The sequence below is a fragment of the Luteitalea sp. genome, assembly GCF_044337415.1.
In the GTDB taxonomy this organism is placed as follows: Bacteria; Acidobacteriota; Vicinamibacteria; order Vicinamibacterales; family Vicinamibacteraceae; genus Luteitalea.
In genome coordinates this window covers 1-16,933 of the sequence record NZ_JBIINP010000089.1, presented here as the reverse complement: position 1 = coordinate 16,933, position 16,933 = coordinate 1, and the positions used below count along the sequence as shown (strand labels likewise).

The following is a 16,933-nucleotide window of genomic DNA, read 5'->3' as shown; positions in this document are numbered from 1 at the left end:
CGACCCCCGAGCCCTCGGGGTTCGACATCTCGGAACTGAACCTGCCGTCGCGGCACCGGGTGAACATCGGCGCCAACTACAACGGTCCGCGGATGCTGGGCAACCTGTCGATGAGCTACGCCAGCGATGCGTACTGGCAGGACGTGCTCGACTCCCGCTACCACGGTTACACCGACGCGTTCACGCTGGTGAACGGCACGTTCGGCTACAAGATCACCGACACGTTCACGGCCTCGATCAAGGTGCTCAACCTGTTCGACCAGGAGATCCAGCAGCACATCTTCGGTGACGTGATGCGGCGCCAGGCGGTGCTCGAGCTCCGCATGCGCGTCGGCGCCAAGCCGTAAGGTCGGGCGTTCCTCGGCCCGGCGGTCCTGCCGCCGGGCTGTCCGATCCTCGACCGGTCGCCACCCCCTGCAGGAGGCGGGCCCGAGGCCGCTGCCGAAGCCGCCTGCACGGGCCACCTCCTGCCCGTGGCCCCGTTGCGGTCCTGGGCGATTTATACTTTCCCGCCCGTACGTGTCCGAGACGCCCCCACTTCCGCACCACTCCCACGAACTGCCCCGCACGCCCCCGGCCGAATGGTCGCGTGCCGGCGTGGTCCGCCTGCTGGTCATCCTCGCGGCCGTGGTCGTGGTGCCGCTGCTCTGGCGTCCGGCCATGGCGCGGTTGTCGACGCGCGCGGTGCAACCGAGCTACCTGCCTGCCCTCGAAGCCTCGCGTGAGCGCATCGCCTTCCGCCCTGGCCCCATCGAGGACCTGAAGCGCCTCCGCCCGTCGTACGTCTTCATCGGCGACTCGATGCTCGGTACGCGCATCGACGCCGGCTACCTCGCCGGACTGCTCGGCCAGGACGTGGCGATGCTGGCGCGCGCCGGCACCGGTCCGGCGTACTGGTACCTGAGCTTCAAGAACTACCTGATCGCCAGCGGCGAGCGGCCCAAGGTCACGTTCTTCTTCTTCCGGGACCTGAACATGACCGACCCGCTGTTCAGGCTCACGGGCCCGTTCCGCTGGTCGCTGGACGAGGTCGCGCAGGCCGCGGAACCAGCCCTCGACGACGTGATCGCGGCGCGCATGCGCGGGCCGTGGTTCCGCGTCCACCAGGCGGTGAACGCGGCGTACGACATCGACCGGGCCAACGCGTACGTCGAGCGGCAGTTCTACGACTGGCCCACGCGGTTGTGGACGGCCGACGAACCGGGGCGCCGCGCGTTCCTCGACACGCTGAACTTCGAAATCATGGGCCTCGACCGCCTCCGTCCCATGGCGGCGGCCGACCTGCAGGCGGCCGAGGACAAGGAAGCCGACTTCGCGCGCAACATGCCGCGATCGGTGCTACCGCTCATCGTCGATCTCGCCAGGCAGCACGGCATGAAGGTGTGCTTCGTGCGCGTGCAGCGGCGGCCGGTCGGCAACAAGGCCCCGCCGCAGTCCGAGCGGATGCAGGAGTACATGAAGCAGTTCCGCGCCTACGCCGAGCGCGAGGGCATGTACTTCCACGACGACACGGGCGACCCGATGCAGACGCTGGCCATGTACGAGGACGGCGATCACATCGCGCGCGCCCACCGCCAGCGCTACACGCGCCAGTTCCGCGCCACCCTGAACAGGCTGTTCCGGTGATCTTCCACAGCCTGGATTTCGTCGTCTTCTTCCTCCTGGTGACGGTCGCCTACTGGCGGCTGCCGCACGGGGCCCAGAACTGGCTGCTGCTGGTCGCCAGCTACGTCTTCTACGGGTGGTTCGAGCCGTGGTTCTGCCTGCTGCTGGCTGGCACCACGGTGGTGGACTGGTGGGTGGCCCTGCGCATGGACGACGACCCGCGGCGCAGCGCGGAGGCGTACGCGCATCCCGCCGCGGACGAGCAGCGACGACGGCGTCGGTGGCTCCTCACGAGCCTGATCTCGAACCTGGCCGTGCTGGGCGCGTTCAAGTACTTCGATTTCTTCGTCGAGAGCGTGCAGGCGGGGCTCGGCGCGCTCGGCGTGCAGGCGTCGCTGCCGCTCCTGCAGGTGGCGCTGCCGGTCGGCATCTCGTTCTACACGTTCCAGAGCCTGAGCTACACCATCGACGTCTACCGCGGCCGCCTGCGGGCCTGTCGATCGCTGCGCGACTTCGCGCTGTTCGTGGCGTTCTTCCCGCAGCTGGTGGCCGGGCCGATCGAGCGTGCCGAGGCCCTGGTGCCGCGTGTGCTGGCGCCGCGCGTTTTCAACCTGGTGGTAGCGCGCGACGCCCTCGTGCTGATGGCGTGGGGCTTCTTCAAGAAGCTCGTGATCGCCGACAACGTCGGCATCATCGCCAACCGCGTGTTCGCGATGAAGGACCCGGGCTTCGAGATGCTCTGGGCCGGCGTGTTCGCGTTCGGCGTGCAGATCTATGCGGACTTCTCGGCGTACACCGACATCGCGCGCGGCAGCGCCCGGTGGCTCGGGTTCGACCTGATGAAGAACTTCGACCACCCGTACCTGGCGGTGTCGCCCTCGGACTTCTGGCGCCGCTGGCACATCTCGCTGTCGTCGTGGTTCCGCGACTACCTCTACATCCCGTTGGGCGGATCGAGGCACGGCCTGGCACGCACGCTCGTCAACGTCTTCATCACGTTCCTGCTCTCGGGGCTGTGGCACGGCGCGGCATGGAACTTCGTGCTCTGGGGCGCCTTCCACGGCACGCTGCTGGTCATCGAGCGCGTGTGGGGCGCGGTGCGCGGCGTCGGCAGGCACCCGGGACGACACCGGCTGCCGATCTGGCGCGCACTGCCGCAGTGGGCGCTGATGTTCATCCTGGTGCACGTCGGGTGGCTGCTGTTCCGTGAGGGCGACGCCGCGATGCTGTGGCGCGACCTGACCCTCGTGCCTGGCACGGCGCCGCTGGCCGAGCGGCTCTCGGGGTACTACCTGGCCCTGATCGCGTTCACGTTCTCCCTGCCGCTGTGGGCCCACAGCCTCTGGACCCTGTGGCACGGGCGGTCGTACTCGGACCGCCCCGCGATTCGCGAGGCCGACGTCCCGGCGAGCACCGTGGCCTGGCAGGCTCTCGCGGTCGGCGTGATGTTCGCGACCATCCTCGTGCTGCGCAGTCGCACGTCGTTGGACTTCATCTACTTCGCGTTCTAGCCGACCTCCGGACGCCGATGGCGGCCTCGGTCGGCAACGTTCACGCGAGGGCATCCGCTCGGACGCCCTCGCGAGTGCAGGAGGCACGGCAGCAGGCTACAGGCGGCCTGTAGCCTGTAGCCTGTAGCCTGTGGCCGTGTCCTTCTCCCCCCACGTCCTCGACGCCCTCGCCACGCACGGCCTGCGACCGCGCCCCGACACGCCGATCGACGTGTTGCGCGCGCAGGTCAACGACCTGTATCGGTACGAGATCCGCCAGATGCGCCAGCGCCTGCTGGCCGGCGGCATCGCCAAGCGCGACTACGCCGACGCCGTCCGGGCGCTCCGCCTGCGGTACCTGCTGCTGTCGGTCCCGAAGGATCAGTGGCGGGTGCGCTAGAATTCTGGATCTGTATGGGTGGATGGAACGAGTTTCAAGGTCTGAACGCCGGGTACGTCCTCGAACTCTACGATCGCTACCGGCAGGACCCCGCGGCGGTCGACGCGCAGACGCGCGCCTACTTCGAGCAGTGGACGCCCCCGGACCAGCCCTCCGCGGCCGCGTCGGGGCCGTCCTCCGCGGCCGATCTGCGTGCCGTGGTCGGGGCGGCGACGCTGGCCGAGTCGATTCGTCGGTACGGCCACCTCGCGGCGCAGATCGACCCGCTGGGCTCGCGGCCCACGGGTGATCCGGCGCTGGCCCCGCAGGCGCACGGCCTCACGGACGAAGATCTCCAACGCCTGCCCGCCAGCGTCGTCAGCGGGCCCGTGGCCGAGGGACAACCCAACGCCGCCGCCGCCATCGAGGCGCTCAGGCGGGCCTACTGCACGCGAACGGGCTACGACTTCGCCCAGGTGTTCGTGCCCGAGGAACGCGAGTGGCTGCGCCTGGCGGTGGAGAGCGGACGCTTCGAACCACCCGCTGCGCCGCTCGACGCCGTCGCGCTGCTCGATCGCATCACCGAGGTCGAGACCTTCGAACGTTTCCTGCACCGCACGTTCCCCGGCAAGACGCGCTTCTCGGTCGAGGGGCTCGACATGCTGGTGCCCATCCTCGACATCGTCATCGACGGCGCCGAGGACGCGGGCCTGCAGCACGTGCTGATCGGGATGGCCCATCGTGGCCGCCTCAACGTGCTCGCCCACGTGCTCGGCAAGCCCTACGACCAGATCCTGGCCGAGTTCAAGGACCCGGCCCTCACGCGGACGGGCTACCGCATCGACCTCGGCTGGACGGGCGACGTGAAGTACCACTCGGGCGCCCTGCGCAAGGTGGGCAGCAACCTCAACGTCTCGATGGCGCCCAACCCGAGCCATCTCGAGTTCGTGAACCCGGTGGTCGCCGGGATGGCGCGCGCCGCGGGCACGGACGCCGACACGCCGGGGCGGCCGGTGTTCGACGCCGACCGCACGCTGCCGGTCCTGATTCACGGCGATGCAGCGTTCCCGGGCCAGGGCATCGTCGCCGAGACGCTGAACCTCGGGCGCCTCGACGGCTACACGACGGGCGGCACGATCCACATCATCGCGAACAACCAGCTCGGGTTCACCGCGGTCCCGTCCGAGTCGTACTCCACCTCGTACGCCAGCGGCCTGGCGCGCGGCTTCAAGATCCCGATCATCCACGTCAACGCCGACGACCCGATTGCCTGCATCGCCGCGGCGCGCATGGCGTGGGCCTATCGCGCCCGCTTCCAGCGCGATTTCCTGATCGACCTGGTGGGCTACCGCCGGTACGGGCACAACGAGGGCGACGAACCCGGCTTCACGCAGCCGCTGATGTACCAGCGGATTGCCAACCACCCGACGGTCCGCGAGCAGTGGGCCGCCCATGTGGAGCGCACGACGGGTCAGGCCGGCCTGGCCCAGCCCATGGTGGATGCGCGGATGGCCGCCCTGGAGCAGGTCTACGCCGGTCTCAAGCCCGAGGAGTCGATCGTCAACCCGATTCCCGAGCCACCGCCGGCCGGCGCGGCGCGGCAGACCAGGACGTCGGTGGCCATCGACGACCTGCGGGCGATGAACGAGGCCCTGCTGGCACGTCCGGAGGGATTCCAGGGACATCGCAAGCTCGATCGTGGCCGCGAGCGGCGGCGGACTGTGTTCGAGGCGCACGACGAGCGCACGATCGACTGGGCCACGGCCGAGGAACTCGCCTACGCGAGCATCCTGGCCGACGGCATCCCGATCCGCCTGACCGGCGAGGACGTGCAGCGCGGCACCTTCAGCCATCGGCACGCCGCCTTCCGCGACGTCGAGACCGGCGAGATCGACATCCCGCTGCAACGCTTGCCGCAGGCTCGCGCGAGCTTCGAGATCCACAACAGCCCGCTCAGCGAGAACGCGACCATCGGCTTCGAGTACGGCTACAACGTGCAGGCTCCCGACCGGTTGGTCATCTGGGAGGGCCAGTACGGCGACTTCATCAACGGCGCGCAGGTCATGCTCGACCAGTTCGTGACCTCCGCCCGTGCCAAGTGGGGCCAGACGCCGTCGCTGGTGCTGCTGCTCCCCCACGGCTACGAAGGACAAGGGCCGGAGCACTCGAGCGCCCGGCCGGAGCGTTTCCTCGGCGCGGCGGCCGACATCAACCTGCGCCTGGCCAACTGCACGACGGCGGCGCAGTACTTCCACCTGCTGCGTCGGCAAGCGCTGTTGCTCACCACCGACCCGCTGCCGCTCGTCGTCCTGACCCCGAAGAGCCTGCTGCGCCACCCGCTCGTGGCCTCGGCGCCGCGCGAGTTCGCGGAGGGCGCCTGGCGCCCGGTGATCGACGACGTCGAGGCGCAGGCGCGGGCGCGCGAGGTCACGCGCGTCGTGTTCTGCAGCGGCAAGGTGTACGTCGACCTCGTCTCGGCCGAGCAACGCCAGTCCGATCGGACAACGGCGATCTGCCGCATCGAGCAGCTCTACCCGTTCCCGAGCGAGGAGGTCGAGGCGGTGCTGGCCGGCTACCCGAACGCCGCCGACATCGTGTGGCTGCAGGAAGAGCCGCTGAACATGGGCGCGTGGGACTTCTTCCGCCCGTGTTTCGAGGAACTGCTCGGCGAACGTCACGTCCTGCGATACGTCGGCCGCCCGCGCAGCGCCAGCCCCTCGGAGGGCTCGCTGGCGTGGCACATGATCAACCAGAAGATGCTGGTGGCCGAGGCATACGCCCCCACCGCTCCCGCACCGCGCACCCCGCGTGGTCGCGTCAAGGCAAAGGCGTAGAGAGCACACATGGCCGCACAGGTGGTGGTCCCGCAGCTCGGCGAATCGGTAGTCGAGGCGCGCGTCGCGCGCTGGCTGAAGAAGGAAGGCGACGCGGTCGCCGTCGGTGACGCGCTCGTCGAACTCGAGACCGAGAAGATCGACCTCGAGGTGAACGCCGATCAGGCCGGCGTGCTGGCGAAGATCGTCAGGCAGGAAGGCGAGGACGTGAAGGTCGGCGAGCAGCTGGCGCTGATCGAGGTCGGTGCGGCTGCCGCGAGTGCCCCCGCCGCCGCGACGCCCGCACCGCCCGAGGCCGTCACCCCGCCCGTGGCCGCCGCGCCCGCCGGCGCGGCCGATGGCCCCCGCGCGACCCCGGCCGCGCGCAAGGCCGCCGAGGTGCACCAGGTGGACATGGCCCAGGTGCAGGGCAGCGGCGATGCTGGCCGCGTGATGCGGCGCGACGTCGAGGCGGCAGCCAAGCCGGCCCCGGTCGCTGCAGCAGCAGCCGCCAAGCCGGCGCCGGCGCCGGTCGCACCGCCGCGTCCGGCCATCGTGCCCGGCAGCCGCACCGAGGAGCGGGTGCGGATGTCCAAGCGTCGGCTGACGATCGCCCGCAATCTCGTCGAGGCGCAGCGCACGGCCGCCATGCTCACCACCTTCAACGAGGTGGACATGACCGAGCTGATGGCCCTGCGCGAGCGGCGCAAGGAGCAGTTCGCCAAGCGCCACGGCGTGGGCATCGGCATCGCGTCGTTCTTCGTCAAGGCCGCCGTCGCGGCGCTCAAGGCCTTCCCCCGCCTCAACGCCGAGATCCAGGGCGAGGAGATGGTGCTGAAGCACTACTACGACGTCGGCATCGCCGTCGGCGCCGAGCAGGGCCTGGTCGTGCCGGTGATCCGATCGGCCGAGCAACTCTCGTTCGCGGGCATCGAACTGGCCATCCGCGACTTCGCCGCGCGCGCCAAGAGCAACACCCTCACGCTCGAGGACCTGAAGGGCGGCTCCTTCACGATCACCAACGGCGGCGTCTTCGGGTCGTTGCTGAGCACGCCGATCCTGAACCCGCCGCAGGTGGGCATCCTCGGGCTGCACAAGATCGAGGACCGTCCGGTGGCCATCAAGGGGCAGGTGGTGGTGCGCCCGATGATGTACCTGGCGCTGTCGTACGATCACCGCATCGTCGACGGGCTGGAAGCCGTCCAGTTCCTCGTGAAGGTCAAGGAGTACATCGAGGATCCGGGGCACCTGCTGCTGGAATCCTGACGGCCGTCGCTCCGGGGCCTCTGGCGTTGGAACTTTGGCCTTGCAGCATTCCCGGCATGTTCGGCATTCTCGGTGTGACCCGAGCCGGTGTGGCGGTCGCGACAGCGACCGCCAACCACCTCTTAAAATGAGGCGTCCTATGGACATGCCGCCGACACGACCGTTCATCGCCACGGTCCTGCTGCTGGGAGTCGCGCTCTGCTGCTCTCCCGCTGATGCTCAGCAAGCGGGCGCGCGTCAGGCCTCCGAACTGGAGCGCATCCGGCGCACGTTCGAGACCCAGCCGACCGAGTCGAAGTTCATCGGCCCCGTGCGCGCCGACTACATCGTGCGTGTCGAGGAAGAACCCGAGGACCTCGACTACCACTTCGGCTACATCTACGACCAGACCACGGTCACGCCCGGCTACGTGCGGCCCTGGTACCCCATCTATCACTACGAGATGCAGTCGGTGATGATTCCGACCGAGCATCGGGCCCAGCTCTATCCGGCCGGCGCGCCGGTGAGCGGCGCGACGGTGGGAGCGATCAAGAACGCCTTCCGGAAGCGCCAGGAGCGCAAGGCCAAGGCCGAGGTCGCGGCCGAGGTGGCCGCCCTGAAGAAGTCGTCGGGTCAGTGAGCCGCTAGCGAACGGGGAACAGGAACTCCAGCAGCGGAGCCACGCGGTCGGCCCATGCCGATTCCGAGTGCGGCGCGTCCTGCGCCTCCAGGTAGTGCAGGTCCGCGCCCGTGTGCCAGCCTTTCGCCATCAGCACACCCTTGAGCGCGCGGGCGTTGCGCACCGTGTCGCGTCCCTCGGCGGTGCCCACATCGAGCCAGATCCTCCACGGCAGGCGTGCCGACAGTCCTTCCACCCGCGTCAGGACCGCGCGCCGGTCCCACCAGATCGACGGCGACATCACGGCCAGCGCGCCGAACGTCGCCGGGTACTCGAGGCCGATGTGCAGCGTGACCAGGCCCCCGAGCGACGACCCGCCGATCGCGGTGTGCGCCGCCTCGGGTCGCGTACGGAAGCGACCGTCGATCCAGGGCTTGAGTTCGTCGACGACGAAGCGGGCGTACTCGGTCGCCTGCCCCCCGGCGTGGCGATGCACGTCGCGGGTCGGGGCGAACTCGTCGGCACGGCGAGCCCCGGCGTGGTTGATGGCGACGATGATGAGGGGGGCGACACGTCCTTCGTGGACGAGGCGTTCGGCCGTCTCGTCGACACCCCACTCGGTGCCGGCAAAGGACGTGCTCGTGTCGAACACGTTCTGGCCATCGTGCAGGTACAGCACGGGGAAGCGGCGCGCCTGATCGTGCTCGTACCCCGGCGGCAGCCACACCAGCACGTCACGATCGTTGCCGAGGGCCTCCGACCGGAATCCCTCGAGCAGGCGGACGTCGCCGGTGAGACTGCGACCGTGGCGCGGGGCGTGCACGCACTGGGAGGGGCCTGGAGGCACGGTTACGCGCGCCACCGGGACGGATGGGCCGGAACGGACATCTATCCCTAGTGTACTGGACGCCCGGCTTGCCTGATGGCGTGCCTGCGGCCGACCGGTGCCGGCCGGCCGCGTCTTGGGGACAACGGCCGCTCCCGTTGATAATGACGCCGAGGACTCATCCGCTCATGGCACTGATCGAAGCAGGCAAGAAGGCTCCCGCATTCGCGCTCCCGGACCAGGACGGCATCGTCCGCGCGCTCGCCGACTACAAGGGGCAGCCCGTGGTGCTGTTCTTCTACCCGAAGGACGACACCTCCGGCTGCACGAAGGAGGCCTGCGGCTTCCAGGAGGCGCTCCCGGACTTCTCGCAGGTGAAGGCCCACGTCTTCGGGATCAGCATCCTCGACACGAAGAGCAAGGCGAAGTTCGCCGCCAAGCACGGGCTCACGTTCCCGCTCCTCGCCGACGAGGACCACGCGGTGTGCGAGCAGTACGGGGTGTGGCAGGAGAAGAGCATGTACGGCCGCTCTTACATGGGGATCGCGCGGGTGACGTACCTGATCGACGGTCAGGGCACGGTGGCCCAGCGCTGGGACGCCGTGAAGGTGGACCACCACGCCGCCGAAGTCCTCGAGGCCGTGACCGCCCTGGGGGCACGCTGAGCATGCGTCGCCTCCCCGTCCTCCTGTCGGCGGTGCTCGCGGTCGCGCCGGCGTCGGCGTGGGGTCAGACCCGCGAGCCATTCAACCTCGAGCTGGGGGATGCCGCCCGTCGCACGAAGACCATCGAGCTCGCCGTCGACCAGATCCACGACACCCACAAGGGCGTCGACATCTCGACCGACGAGGTGGCGGCGGCGCTGGCCGATGCCGCGATCGTGCTCGTGGGCGAGTCGCACACCTCGATCGAGTCGCATCGCGTGCAGGCGCAGGTGATCGCGGCGCTGCAGCGCGCCGGACGCAAGGTGACCATCGGCCTGGAGATGTTCCCGTCGGAGGCGCCCACGGCGCCCTTCGATCGCTGGCTGCGCGGCGGCATCGACGAGGCGACGCTGCTGCGCGAGTCGGGCTGGTACGACTACTGGGGCTACCCCTGGGGGTACTACCGCGACGTGTTCCTGCTCGCCAAGCAGTACCGGATGCCCATCCGGGGCGTCAACGCGCCGCGCGCGATCGTGTCGATGGTCGGCCGCCGCGGCCTCGCGGGCATCGGCGGCATGGAGCGCGGCCAGCTCCCGCCGACGATCGACACGACCAACGAGGAGCACAAGAAGCTGTTTGTCGCCTACGTCGGCGGCGGCAGCGAGACGCACGGCGCAGGGATGCCGGCCGATGTGCTGCAGCGCATGGTCGACGCCCAGAGCACCTGGGATGCGACCATGGGCTTCCACGCCGCGGAGCTGATCAAGGACAACCCCGATCCGAAGGCCGTCGTCGTCGTCCTCGTGGGCAGCGGCCATGTGGCCTACAACCTGGGCATCGCGCGGCAGGCCAAGGCCTACACCGACAAGCGCGTCGCCACCGTGATGCCGATCGCCACGACACCCGGCAAGCCGGAGACGATCCGGGCGTCGGTGGGCGACATCGTGTGGGGCGTGCCGACGGAGAGCTATCCCCTCTTCCCCACCTTCGGCCTGTCGTTCCGCAGCAGCGGCGAGCAGCCCACCAGCGTGTTGATGGTGGCGCCTGGCTCCACGGCCGCGGCCATGGGCATCAAGGCTGGCGACATCCTGCTCTCGCTCGACGACCAGCCGATCAAGCGCGATGTCGAAGTGCGCGCCTTCATCGACCGCAAGCAGTGGGGCGATGCCATCACGGCGAAGGTGACGCGCGGCACCGAGACGCTCACGCTGACCGGGCGCCTGCGGCGGCAATAGGCAGCGCAGGGCTCAAGACTCAGGGCTCAGGGCTCACGCCCTGAGACCTGATGCGCGCGCTTCACTTCGCGGGCTCGACCATGAACGTGATCGAGGACGCGCGGTCCCCGGCACGGTAGACCCGCTGGGTGGCGACCTTGAAGTCGGCGGGCGCGGCCTTCGGGATCTCCATGAACACCTGGGGATTCCTGTCGACCAGCGGGAACCACGAGCTCTGCACCTGCACCATCACCCGGTGGCCCCGCCGGAACGCGTGGTACACGTCGGGCAGGTCGTACGTGATGACTTCTGGCCGGCCAGGGACCATCGGTTCCGGCGTCTCGAAGCTCCGCCGGAACTTGGCGCGGAAAGGCTCGCCGCGCACCAGTTGCTGGTACCCACCCATCTTCACCGCATCGCTCCGCGCGCGCGTACCGGCCGGCAGTTCGGGCGACGAGTAGTCGTCCGGGTACACATCGATCACCTTCACCACGAAGTCGGCGTCGGTGCCGGTCGTCGACGCATGCAGGCGCACCTGGATGGGTCCCGCGACCACCAGGTCCTCGTCGAGCGGCGGTGTCTGGTAGACGAGGACGTCGGAACGGCGGCTGGCGAAGCGCTGGTCCTCGGTCATGTAGTCGAACGTGAACCCGCCGGCCACGTAGCCGACGTACGGCACCGGCCGGTTGGGGTCGCTCACGTACTCGTCGAACTGGCCGCTCCCCGGTGGCCGCGCCTCCGTGAGGGCTCCTCCCTCGGCGAAGTGCAAGGTCTTCGGCGTGAGGCGCTTCGGCGGCCACGAGTCGAGCTGGCGGAACTCGTTGAGGCCCGTGAGGAACATCCACGCCTCCGGCACCTGGGCCTTGGCGTCCTTGAGGTGCGCCATGAAGAACGGGAACTCGATCTTCTCGCGATAGAACTCGCCGGTGCGGACGGCGAAATCGAGGTTGCCGAGGACCTGTCCCGGCCCACGCGACCAGCCGCCGTGCGACCACGGCCCCATGACGATCGAGTTGGCGATGCCGGGGTTCTTCGCCTCGACGGCCTTGTAGATGTGGAAGGGACCGACGGGATCCTCGGCGTCGAACCAGCCGCCGACGTTGAGCACCGCACACTTCACGTTGTCCATGAAGCGCCACAACGAGCGCTGCTTCCAGTAGGCGTCGTACGTGGTGTGGTCGACGATCTCCTGCCAGTAGTCGGCCTTGCCGCCGAACAGCTCCGCGTTCATGCGCGCCAGCGGCACGGGCGTGCGCAGGAAGAACTCGTACATGTCGGGCGTGCCGGGATCGAAGGCAATCGAGGGGCGCGGTGGCGCCGGCGTGTCGCCCCGCGGCGAGAAGCGGGAGTAGAACCCGAAGTTCGCTCCCAGCATGAACGCGCCGTTGTGGTACACGTCGTCGCCCATGTAGTAGTCGGCCGTGGGGGCCTGGGGCGACGCGGCCTTGAGCGCGGGATGCGAGTCGATGATGCTGGCCGCGACGTGAAACCCCGGCTGCGAGACGCCGATCATGCCGACGCGACCGTTGTGGTTGGGCACGTGCGCCAGCAGCCACTCGATGGTGTCGTACGTGTCGGTGCGCTCGTCGACGTCCTTGGGCCCCTTGCCGGGATTGAACGGGCGCACCTGCCTGAACTCGCCCTCCGACATGTAGCGGCCGCGCGCGTCCTGCCGCACGAAGATGAAGCCCTCCTTCTGGAGTGGCTCCGATCCGAGTTGCGCCGGGTACTTGTCGACGCCGTACGGCGCCACGCTGTAGGGCGTGCGGGTGAGCAGGAAGGGATACGTGCGCGCGGTGTCCTTGGGCATGTACACCGCGGTGAACAGCCGCACGCCGTCGCGCATCGGCACCAGGTACTCGTACTTGGTGTAGGTGGCGCGCACGAGGTCGACGCCGGTCGGCGCCTGCGTGGCGGATGCGGCGGGCTGCGCCTGCAGATGTGCGACCAGCCCGTTCATCGTCGCCAGCCTCGCCAGCGTGATGGCGAACACGACTGCGGCGACCGTTCGACTGCTGAGCCCACGAACCTGCATCAGGGTTCCCTCGAGGGAGATCACTGACCGTCGACGTGAACGTCGACGGCCACGAACTTCGCAATCACGGACCGACGGCCACGAACTGACCGTCGCCCAGGGGCGACGGCTACGGCATCAGCGCAGGCGGACCGTTGCGGTCACCGGGAAGTGATCCGACGGGTACCGCTGGTTCCGCTCTGTGCGGACGATGGCGGCATCGAGAATCTCCCACTCCGCCGAGGCGAAGACGTGGTCGATCTTCTCGCCGTTCACCTGCCCGTGCTTGAAGCCGGTGAACGTGCCGACCGGCGAGGCGTCCGGGTGCTTCACGCGGAACGTGTCGCGGAACACGGCGCCGTCGAGCATCGACGCGACGGCCGGGTTCTTCTCGCCCGCGTTGAAGTCGCCGGTCACGATCACGGGCGCCTGCGGGTCGCGCGCGGCGATGCGGGCGCGCAGCAGTTTCGCGGACTGCTCACGCGAGGGCTGCGACTGGTGGTCGAGATGCACGTTGTAGACGTACAAGGGCCGACCGTCAGGCGTCGTGAACTGCGCCCACGTGCAGATGCGGGTGATCGTGTTGCCCCAGCTCTTCGAGGCGACCTTCTCCGGCGTGTCCGAGAACCAGAACGTGTCGCTGCGGTTCACCGCCAGCGCCGCGGTGCGGTAGAGGAGGCAGGAGTACTCCCCCGCCCGGATGCCGTTGTCGCGCCCCACGCCCACCATCGCGTAGGCCGGCAGCGCCTTGAGGATGTAGTCGAGCTGAGGGTACAGCGCTTCCTGCACGCCGATGACGTCTGGTGACTCCTGTCGCAGGACGTCGACGAGGAAGTCCTTGCGCGTGTCCCAGTGATTCTCGCCGTCGTTGGCGGTGCCATAGCGGATGTTGAAGGTCATCACCTTCAGCGCCCCCGCCGGCGACTGCACGGCCTCCACGCGGCTGTTGCCGGCAACGACACCTGCGCCGAGCGTTGCGACGCAGGCCTGCACGAACTGCCGTCTCTTCATGCGATCCACTCCCGACCGGCCCAGTGGGCCCGGAGGAATTCCACCACGTTGCGCCAGCGGAACCCCTCCAGGTCGTCATCGTCGAAGCCACGCGTGGCGAGGACGTCGCACAGGCGCGGGAGGTCGGCGATGGTGTCGATCTCCTGAGGCGTCTGCTCGGTGCCGAACGCGCCATCGAGGTCGGAGCCGATGCAGACGTGCCGCGTCGAGCCGGCCAGTTCGCAGATGTGCACGACGTGATCGGCGAGCCGTTCGAACGTGCAGCCCGTGGACTGCGGCGTCGAACTGCCCCGCACCCACCCGGGGACGATCATCCACGCGTCGCACGACGCGCCAATGACGGCGCCGCGAGAGACGATGGCCTTGATCTGGTCGTCGGGCAGCTGGCGCTGATCGTCGACCAGCGCGCGGGCATTGTGGTGACTGGCCCACAGCGCACCGCCGAACAGGTCGAGGGCCTGCCACAGGCTGTCGTCGCTGAGGTGCGTGACATCGAGGATGACGCCGAGGCGCTCCATCGCGGCGAGCAACGCCGGCCCGTGGGCCTCGAGACGGCCCGTCGTGTGGGTCCCCGGTGCATACCGGCCGGGTCCGTAGTGCGCCGGCCCGACGGCGCGCAGTCCGTCACGGACCGCCTGCTCGAGGTAGTCGACGGTGACGAGCGAATCGGCGCCCTCCAGGCTGCGGATGTAGCCGATCGGCAGCGTGGCCTGATCGGCGCCCGGTGATTGCCACGCAGCCAGGTGCCCGTCGAGCGACGCCAGATCGGTCACCGCCCGCATCTCGCCGAGGCGCTCCATCTCGCGGTACCACGCGAGTTGCCCCTGCGTCTGTGCCCAGGCCTGTTCGGCCGAGTGCCAACCCGGGAGCGGGTTGCCGGGCGCCACGTACCTGGCAATCTGCGTTGCCACGACCAGCCCGAAGCCGCCGCGCCGCAGTTCGGGGAACGACACGGTGCCGCGCCCGCGGTCGGGACGGTCGGTCAGGCCGGCCTCGCGCGCGCGGATGGCCGCGACCGGCTGGCGCAGGTCGCGGTTCCACTCGAGCGCGTTCATCGAGAGGTCGAGATGCGCGTCGACGTGCAGCATCTACGCGTCCTTCAACCGGAACAGCGCCTCGATCTCCACCGGGATGTTCCCGGGGAGCGAGCCCATGCCCACGGCGCTGCGGACGCCGACGCCCTTCTCCTCGCCCCAGATCGCCGAGAAGAGCTCGCTGCAGCCGTTGATCACGAACGGGTGCCGGTCGAACTCCGGCGTGGCCCAGACCATGCCGAGCACTTTCACCACGCGCTCGATGCGATCGAGCGAGCCGACGGTCGCCTTGATGGTGGCGATCATCGACAGGCCGACCTGGCGCGCGGCGAGCTTGCCGGCGTCGGCGTCGAGGTCCTGCCCGACCTTGCCGACGATCATCGTGCCGTCCGGCTTCATCGTGCCGTGGCCGGACACATACAGGTACGCGCCCTCGATGAGCGCGGGCTTGTAGACGCCCATCGGCTTGGGCGCGGGCGGGAGTTCTAGACCGAGGGCAGCGAAGCGTTCGTCAGCAGTGGACATGGTCGGGAATCGGGAGTCGGGAATCGGGAATCGAATGGTGGCGATGGCTGCCCCGGGCGGCAGCCCCGCCGAAGCGCGCAGCGCGAAGGCGGGTCGGTGATTTTCCTGGATCTAGATCCACACGTCGAGCACCAGCACGCCGACGAGGCCGACGATGGCGACGATCGTCTCCATGGCGGTCCACGTCTGCAGTGTCTCGGCGACCGAGAGGTTGAAGTACTCCTTGAAGAGCCAGAATGCGCCGTCGTTGATGTGCGACAGCATCAGCGTGCCGGCGCCGACCGCCAGCACCATCAGGTTCGGGTCGGCCGCGCCGCTCGTGACCAACGGGGCGACGAACCCTGCGGTCGTGAGGCCGGCGACGGTGGCCGACCCGACGCACACGCGCACCAGCGCTGCCATGGCCCAGGCCAGCACGAGCGGCGGCGCATGGAGGGTGGCGAGCGCTGAGGCGATGGCGGTGCTCGATCCCGCGTCCGTCAGCACCTGCTTGAAGGCACCGGCGCCGCCCACGACCAGCATCACGAGCGCCACGTCCGATGCTGCGCGCTCGCACCACCCCGTGACGGTGGCCATCGAGGCACCGCTGCGCAGCCCCAGCAGACCGATGGCGACGATGACGGCCACGAGCATGGCCATCGACGGATCCCCGAGCGCTCGCACGATCTGGCCGGGCACGCCGTCGGGGATGCGAGAGGCCAGCAGTGAACCGACGGCCAGCATCACCACCGGCAACAAAGCCGTGGTCAGGCTTGCGGCGAGCGACGGCAGCGTCGCTTCGTCCCGCAGCGCCGGCACGAACGTCGAGAGCGGCGGCCGATCGATGCGCGGCATGAACCGCGAGTACACGGGCCCGGCCAGGATGATGGCGGGCACGGCAATCAGGATGCCGTAGAGCAGGGTCTGCCCCATGTCGGCATGGAACTGCTGGACCAGCGCTGCTGGCGCCGGATGCGGCGGGAGGTAGCCGTGGGTCACCGAGAGCGCCGCGAGCATCGGCAGGCCCACCCACACGGGCGGCAGGCGGTACTGGGCCGCGACGCTGAAGATCAACGGGATCACCAGCACGAAGCCGACCGAGTAGAACAGGGGCAGTCCGACGATGAAGCCGGTGACCATCAGCGCCCATTGCACGCGGCCCGGTCCGCTGAGGCGCATCAGGCTCATGGCGATGCGCTGGGCCGCTCCGCTCTCGGCCACGATCTTGCCGAGCATCGCGCCGAGGCCGATCACCAGCAGCAGCGACCCGAGCGTGTCGCCGAGACCCTTCTGGATGGCCGCCGAGACCTGCAGCGGGGCAAGGCCCGACGCCAGACCGACGCCGATGCAGACGACCAGGAACGCGAGGAACGGGGTCAGGCGGGCGGCCGCAATGAGCAGGACCAGTGCGACGATGCCGGCCAGGGCGATGGCGAGGAGCATGGGCGCGGCCGATCCTATCGCATCGGCCGCGCAATGCCGCGATGCTGCGATGCCGGAATGACGAACGGGCCCGCCCCTGTCTCCAGGAGCGG

15 protein-coding genes are annotated in these 16,933 nt (G+C 69.3%); 9 read left to right on the top strand and 6 right to left on the bottom strand.

Features of this window, described 5'->3' with window-relative positions; genetic code table 11:
* The 7 genes from ACIRDX_RS13610 to ACIRDX_RS13580 form a co-directional block, all read left to right on the top strand.
* A partial coding sequence (locus ACIRDX_RS13610; protein ID WP_396625980.1) for a TonB-dependent receptor domain-containing protein occupies nt 1–347 on the top strand: 347 nt, incomplete at its 5' end.
* A gap of 172 nt (nt 348–519) precedes the next feature.
* A complete protein-coding gene (locus tag ACIRDX_RS13605) occupies nt 520–1,626 on the top strand; it encodes a hypothetical protein (RefSeq protein WP_396625979.1) in 1,107 nt (368 codons plus the stop codon).
* Nucleotides 1,623–3,116 (top strand): MBOAT family O-acyltransferase, encoded by a 1,494-nt coding sequence (locus ACIRDX_RS13600; protein ID WP_396625978.1) that lies wholly within the window; start codon nt 1,623–1,625, stop codon nt 3,114–3,116. The genes ACIRDX_RS13605 and ACIRDX_RS13600 overlap by 4 nt, the downstream gene beginning before the upstream one ends.
* Nucleotides 3,117–3,252: 136 nt before the next feature.
* Nucleotides 3,253–3,495, top strand: coding sequence for a hypothetical protein (locus ACIRDX_RS13595; protein ID WP_396625977.1), 243 nt, complete (start codon nt 3,253–3,255; stop codon nt 3,493–3,495).
* Nucleotides 3,496–3,509: 14 nt separating this feature from the next.
* Nucleotides 3,510–6,308, top strand: coding sequence for a 2-oxoglutarate dehydrogenase E1 component (locus ACIRDX_RS13590; protein WP_396625976.1), 2,799 nt, complete (start codon nt 3,510–3,512; stop codon nt 6,306–6,308).
* Nucleotides 6,309–6,317: 9 nt separating this feature from the next.
* Nucleotides 6,318–7,553 carry a 2-oxoglutarate dehydrogenase complex dihydrolipoyllysine-residue succinyltransferase gene (gene odhB, locus ACIRDX_RS13585; protein ID WP_396625975.1) on the top strand — a complete coding sequence of 412 codons (1,236 nt, stop codon included), beginning with the start codon at nt 6,318–6,320 and terminating at the stop codon, nt 7,551–7,553.
* Nucleotides 7,554–7,698: 145 nt separating this feature from the next.
* Nucleotides 7,699–8,172, top strand: a complete 474-nt coding sequence (locus ACIRDX_RS13580) for a hypothetical protein (protein ID WP_396625974.1) — start codon at nt 7,699–7,701, stop codon at nt 8,170–8,172.
* 4 nt (nt 8,173–8,176) lie between these two features.
* Here the strand turns inward: ACIRDX_RS13580 and ACIRDX_RS13575 are convergent, their stop codons facing one another.
* Complete coding sequence (locus tag ACIRDX_RS13575) at nt 8,177–8,974, bottom strand: alpha/beta hydrolase (RefSeq protein WP_396625973.1); 798 nt, start codon at nt 8,972–8,974, stop codon at nt 8,177–8,179.
* A 191-nt stretch (nt 8,975–9,165) separates the two neighbouring features.
* Here ACIRDX_RS13575 and bcp point away from each other — a divergent pair, with 191 nt between their 5' ends.
* Both bcp and ACIRDX_RS13565 read left to right on the top strand, forming a co-directional pair.
* Nucleotides 9,166–9,642 carry a thioredoxin-dependent thiol peroxidase gene (gene bcp / locus ACIRDX_RS13570; protein ID WP_396625972.1) on the top strand — a complete coding sequence of 159 codons (477 nt, stop codon included), beginning with the start codon at nt 9,166–9,168 and terminating at the stop codon, nt 9,640–9,642.
* 2 nt (nt 9,643–9,644) lie between these two features.
* A complete protein-coding gene (locus ACIRDX_RS13565; protein ID WP_396625971.1) occupies nt 9,645–10,856 on the top strand; it encodes a ChaN family lipoprotein in 1,212 nt (403 codons plus the stop codon).
* Between the two features lie 61 nt (nt 10,857–10,917).
* Here the strand turns inward: ACIRDX_RS13565 and ACIRDX_RS13560 are convergent, their stop codons facing one another.
* From ACIRDX_RS13560 to ACIRDX_RS13540, 5 genes are all read right to left on the bottom strand, one after another.
* On the bottom strand, nt 10,918–12,870 hold the full coding sequence (locus ACIRDX_RS13560) for a CocE/NonD family hydrolase (RefSeq protein WP_396625970.1): 1,953 nt from the start codon (nt 12,868–12,870) through the stop codon (nt 10,918–10,920).
* A gap of 117 nt (nt 12,871–12,987) precedes the next feature.
* Nucleotides 12,988–13,860: an endonuclease/exonuclease/phosphatase family protein gene (locus ACIRDX_RS13555; protein ID WP_396625969.1), complete on the bottom strand. Its 873-nt coding sequence runs from the start codon at nt 13,858–13,860 to the stop codon at nt 12,988–12,990.
* Nucleotides 13,857–14,948: a dipeptidase gene (locus ACIRDX_RS13550; protein WP_396625968.1), complete on the bottom strand. Its 1,092-nt coding sequence runs from the start codon at nt 14,946–14,948 to the stop codon at nt 13,857–13,859. Before ACIRDX_RS13550 ends, ACIRDX_RS13555 begins: the two co-directional genes overlap by 4 nt.
* Nucleotides 14,949–15,419 carry a RidA family protein gene (locus ACIRDX_RS13545; protein WP_396625967.1) on the bottom strand — a complete coding sequence of 157 codons (471 nt, stop codon included), beginning with the start codon at nt 15,417–15,419 and terminating at the stop codon, nt 14,949–14,951.
* 111 nt (nt 15,420–15,530) lie between these two features.
* On the bottom strand, nt 15,531–16,841 hold the full coding sequence (locus ACIRDX_RS13540) for a gluconate:H+ symporter (RefSeq protein WP_396625966.1): 1,311 nt from the start codon (nt 16,839–16,841) through the stop codon (nt 15,531–15,533).
* Nucleotides 16,842–16,933: the final 92 nt, after the last annotated feature.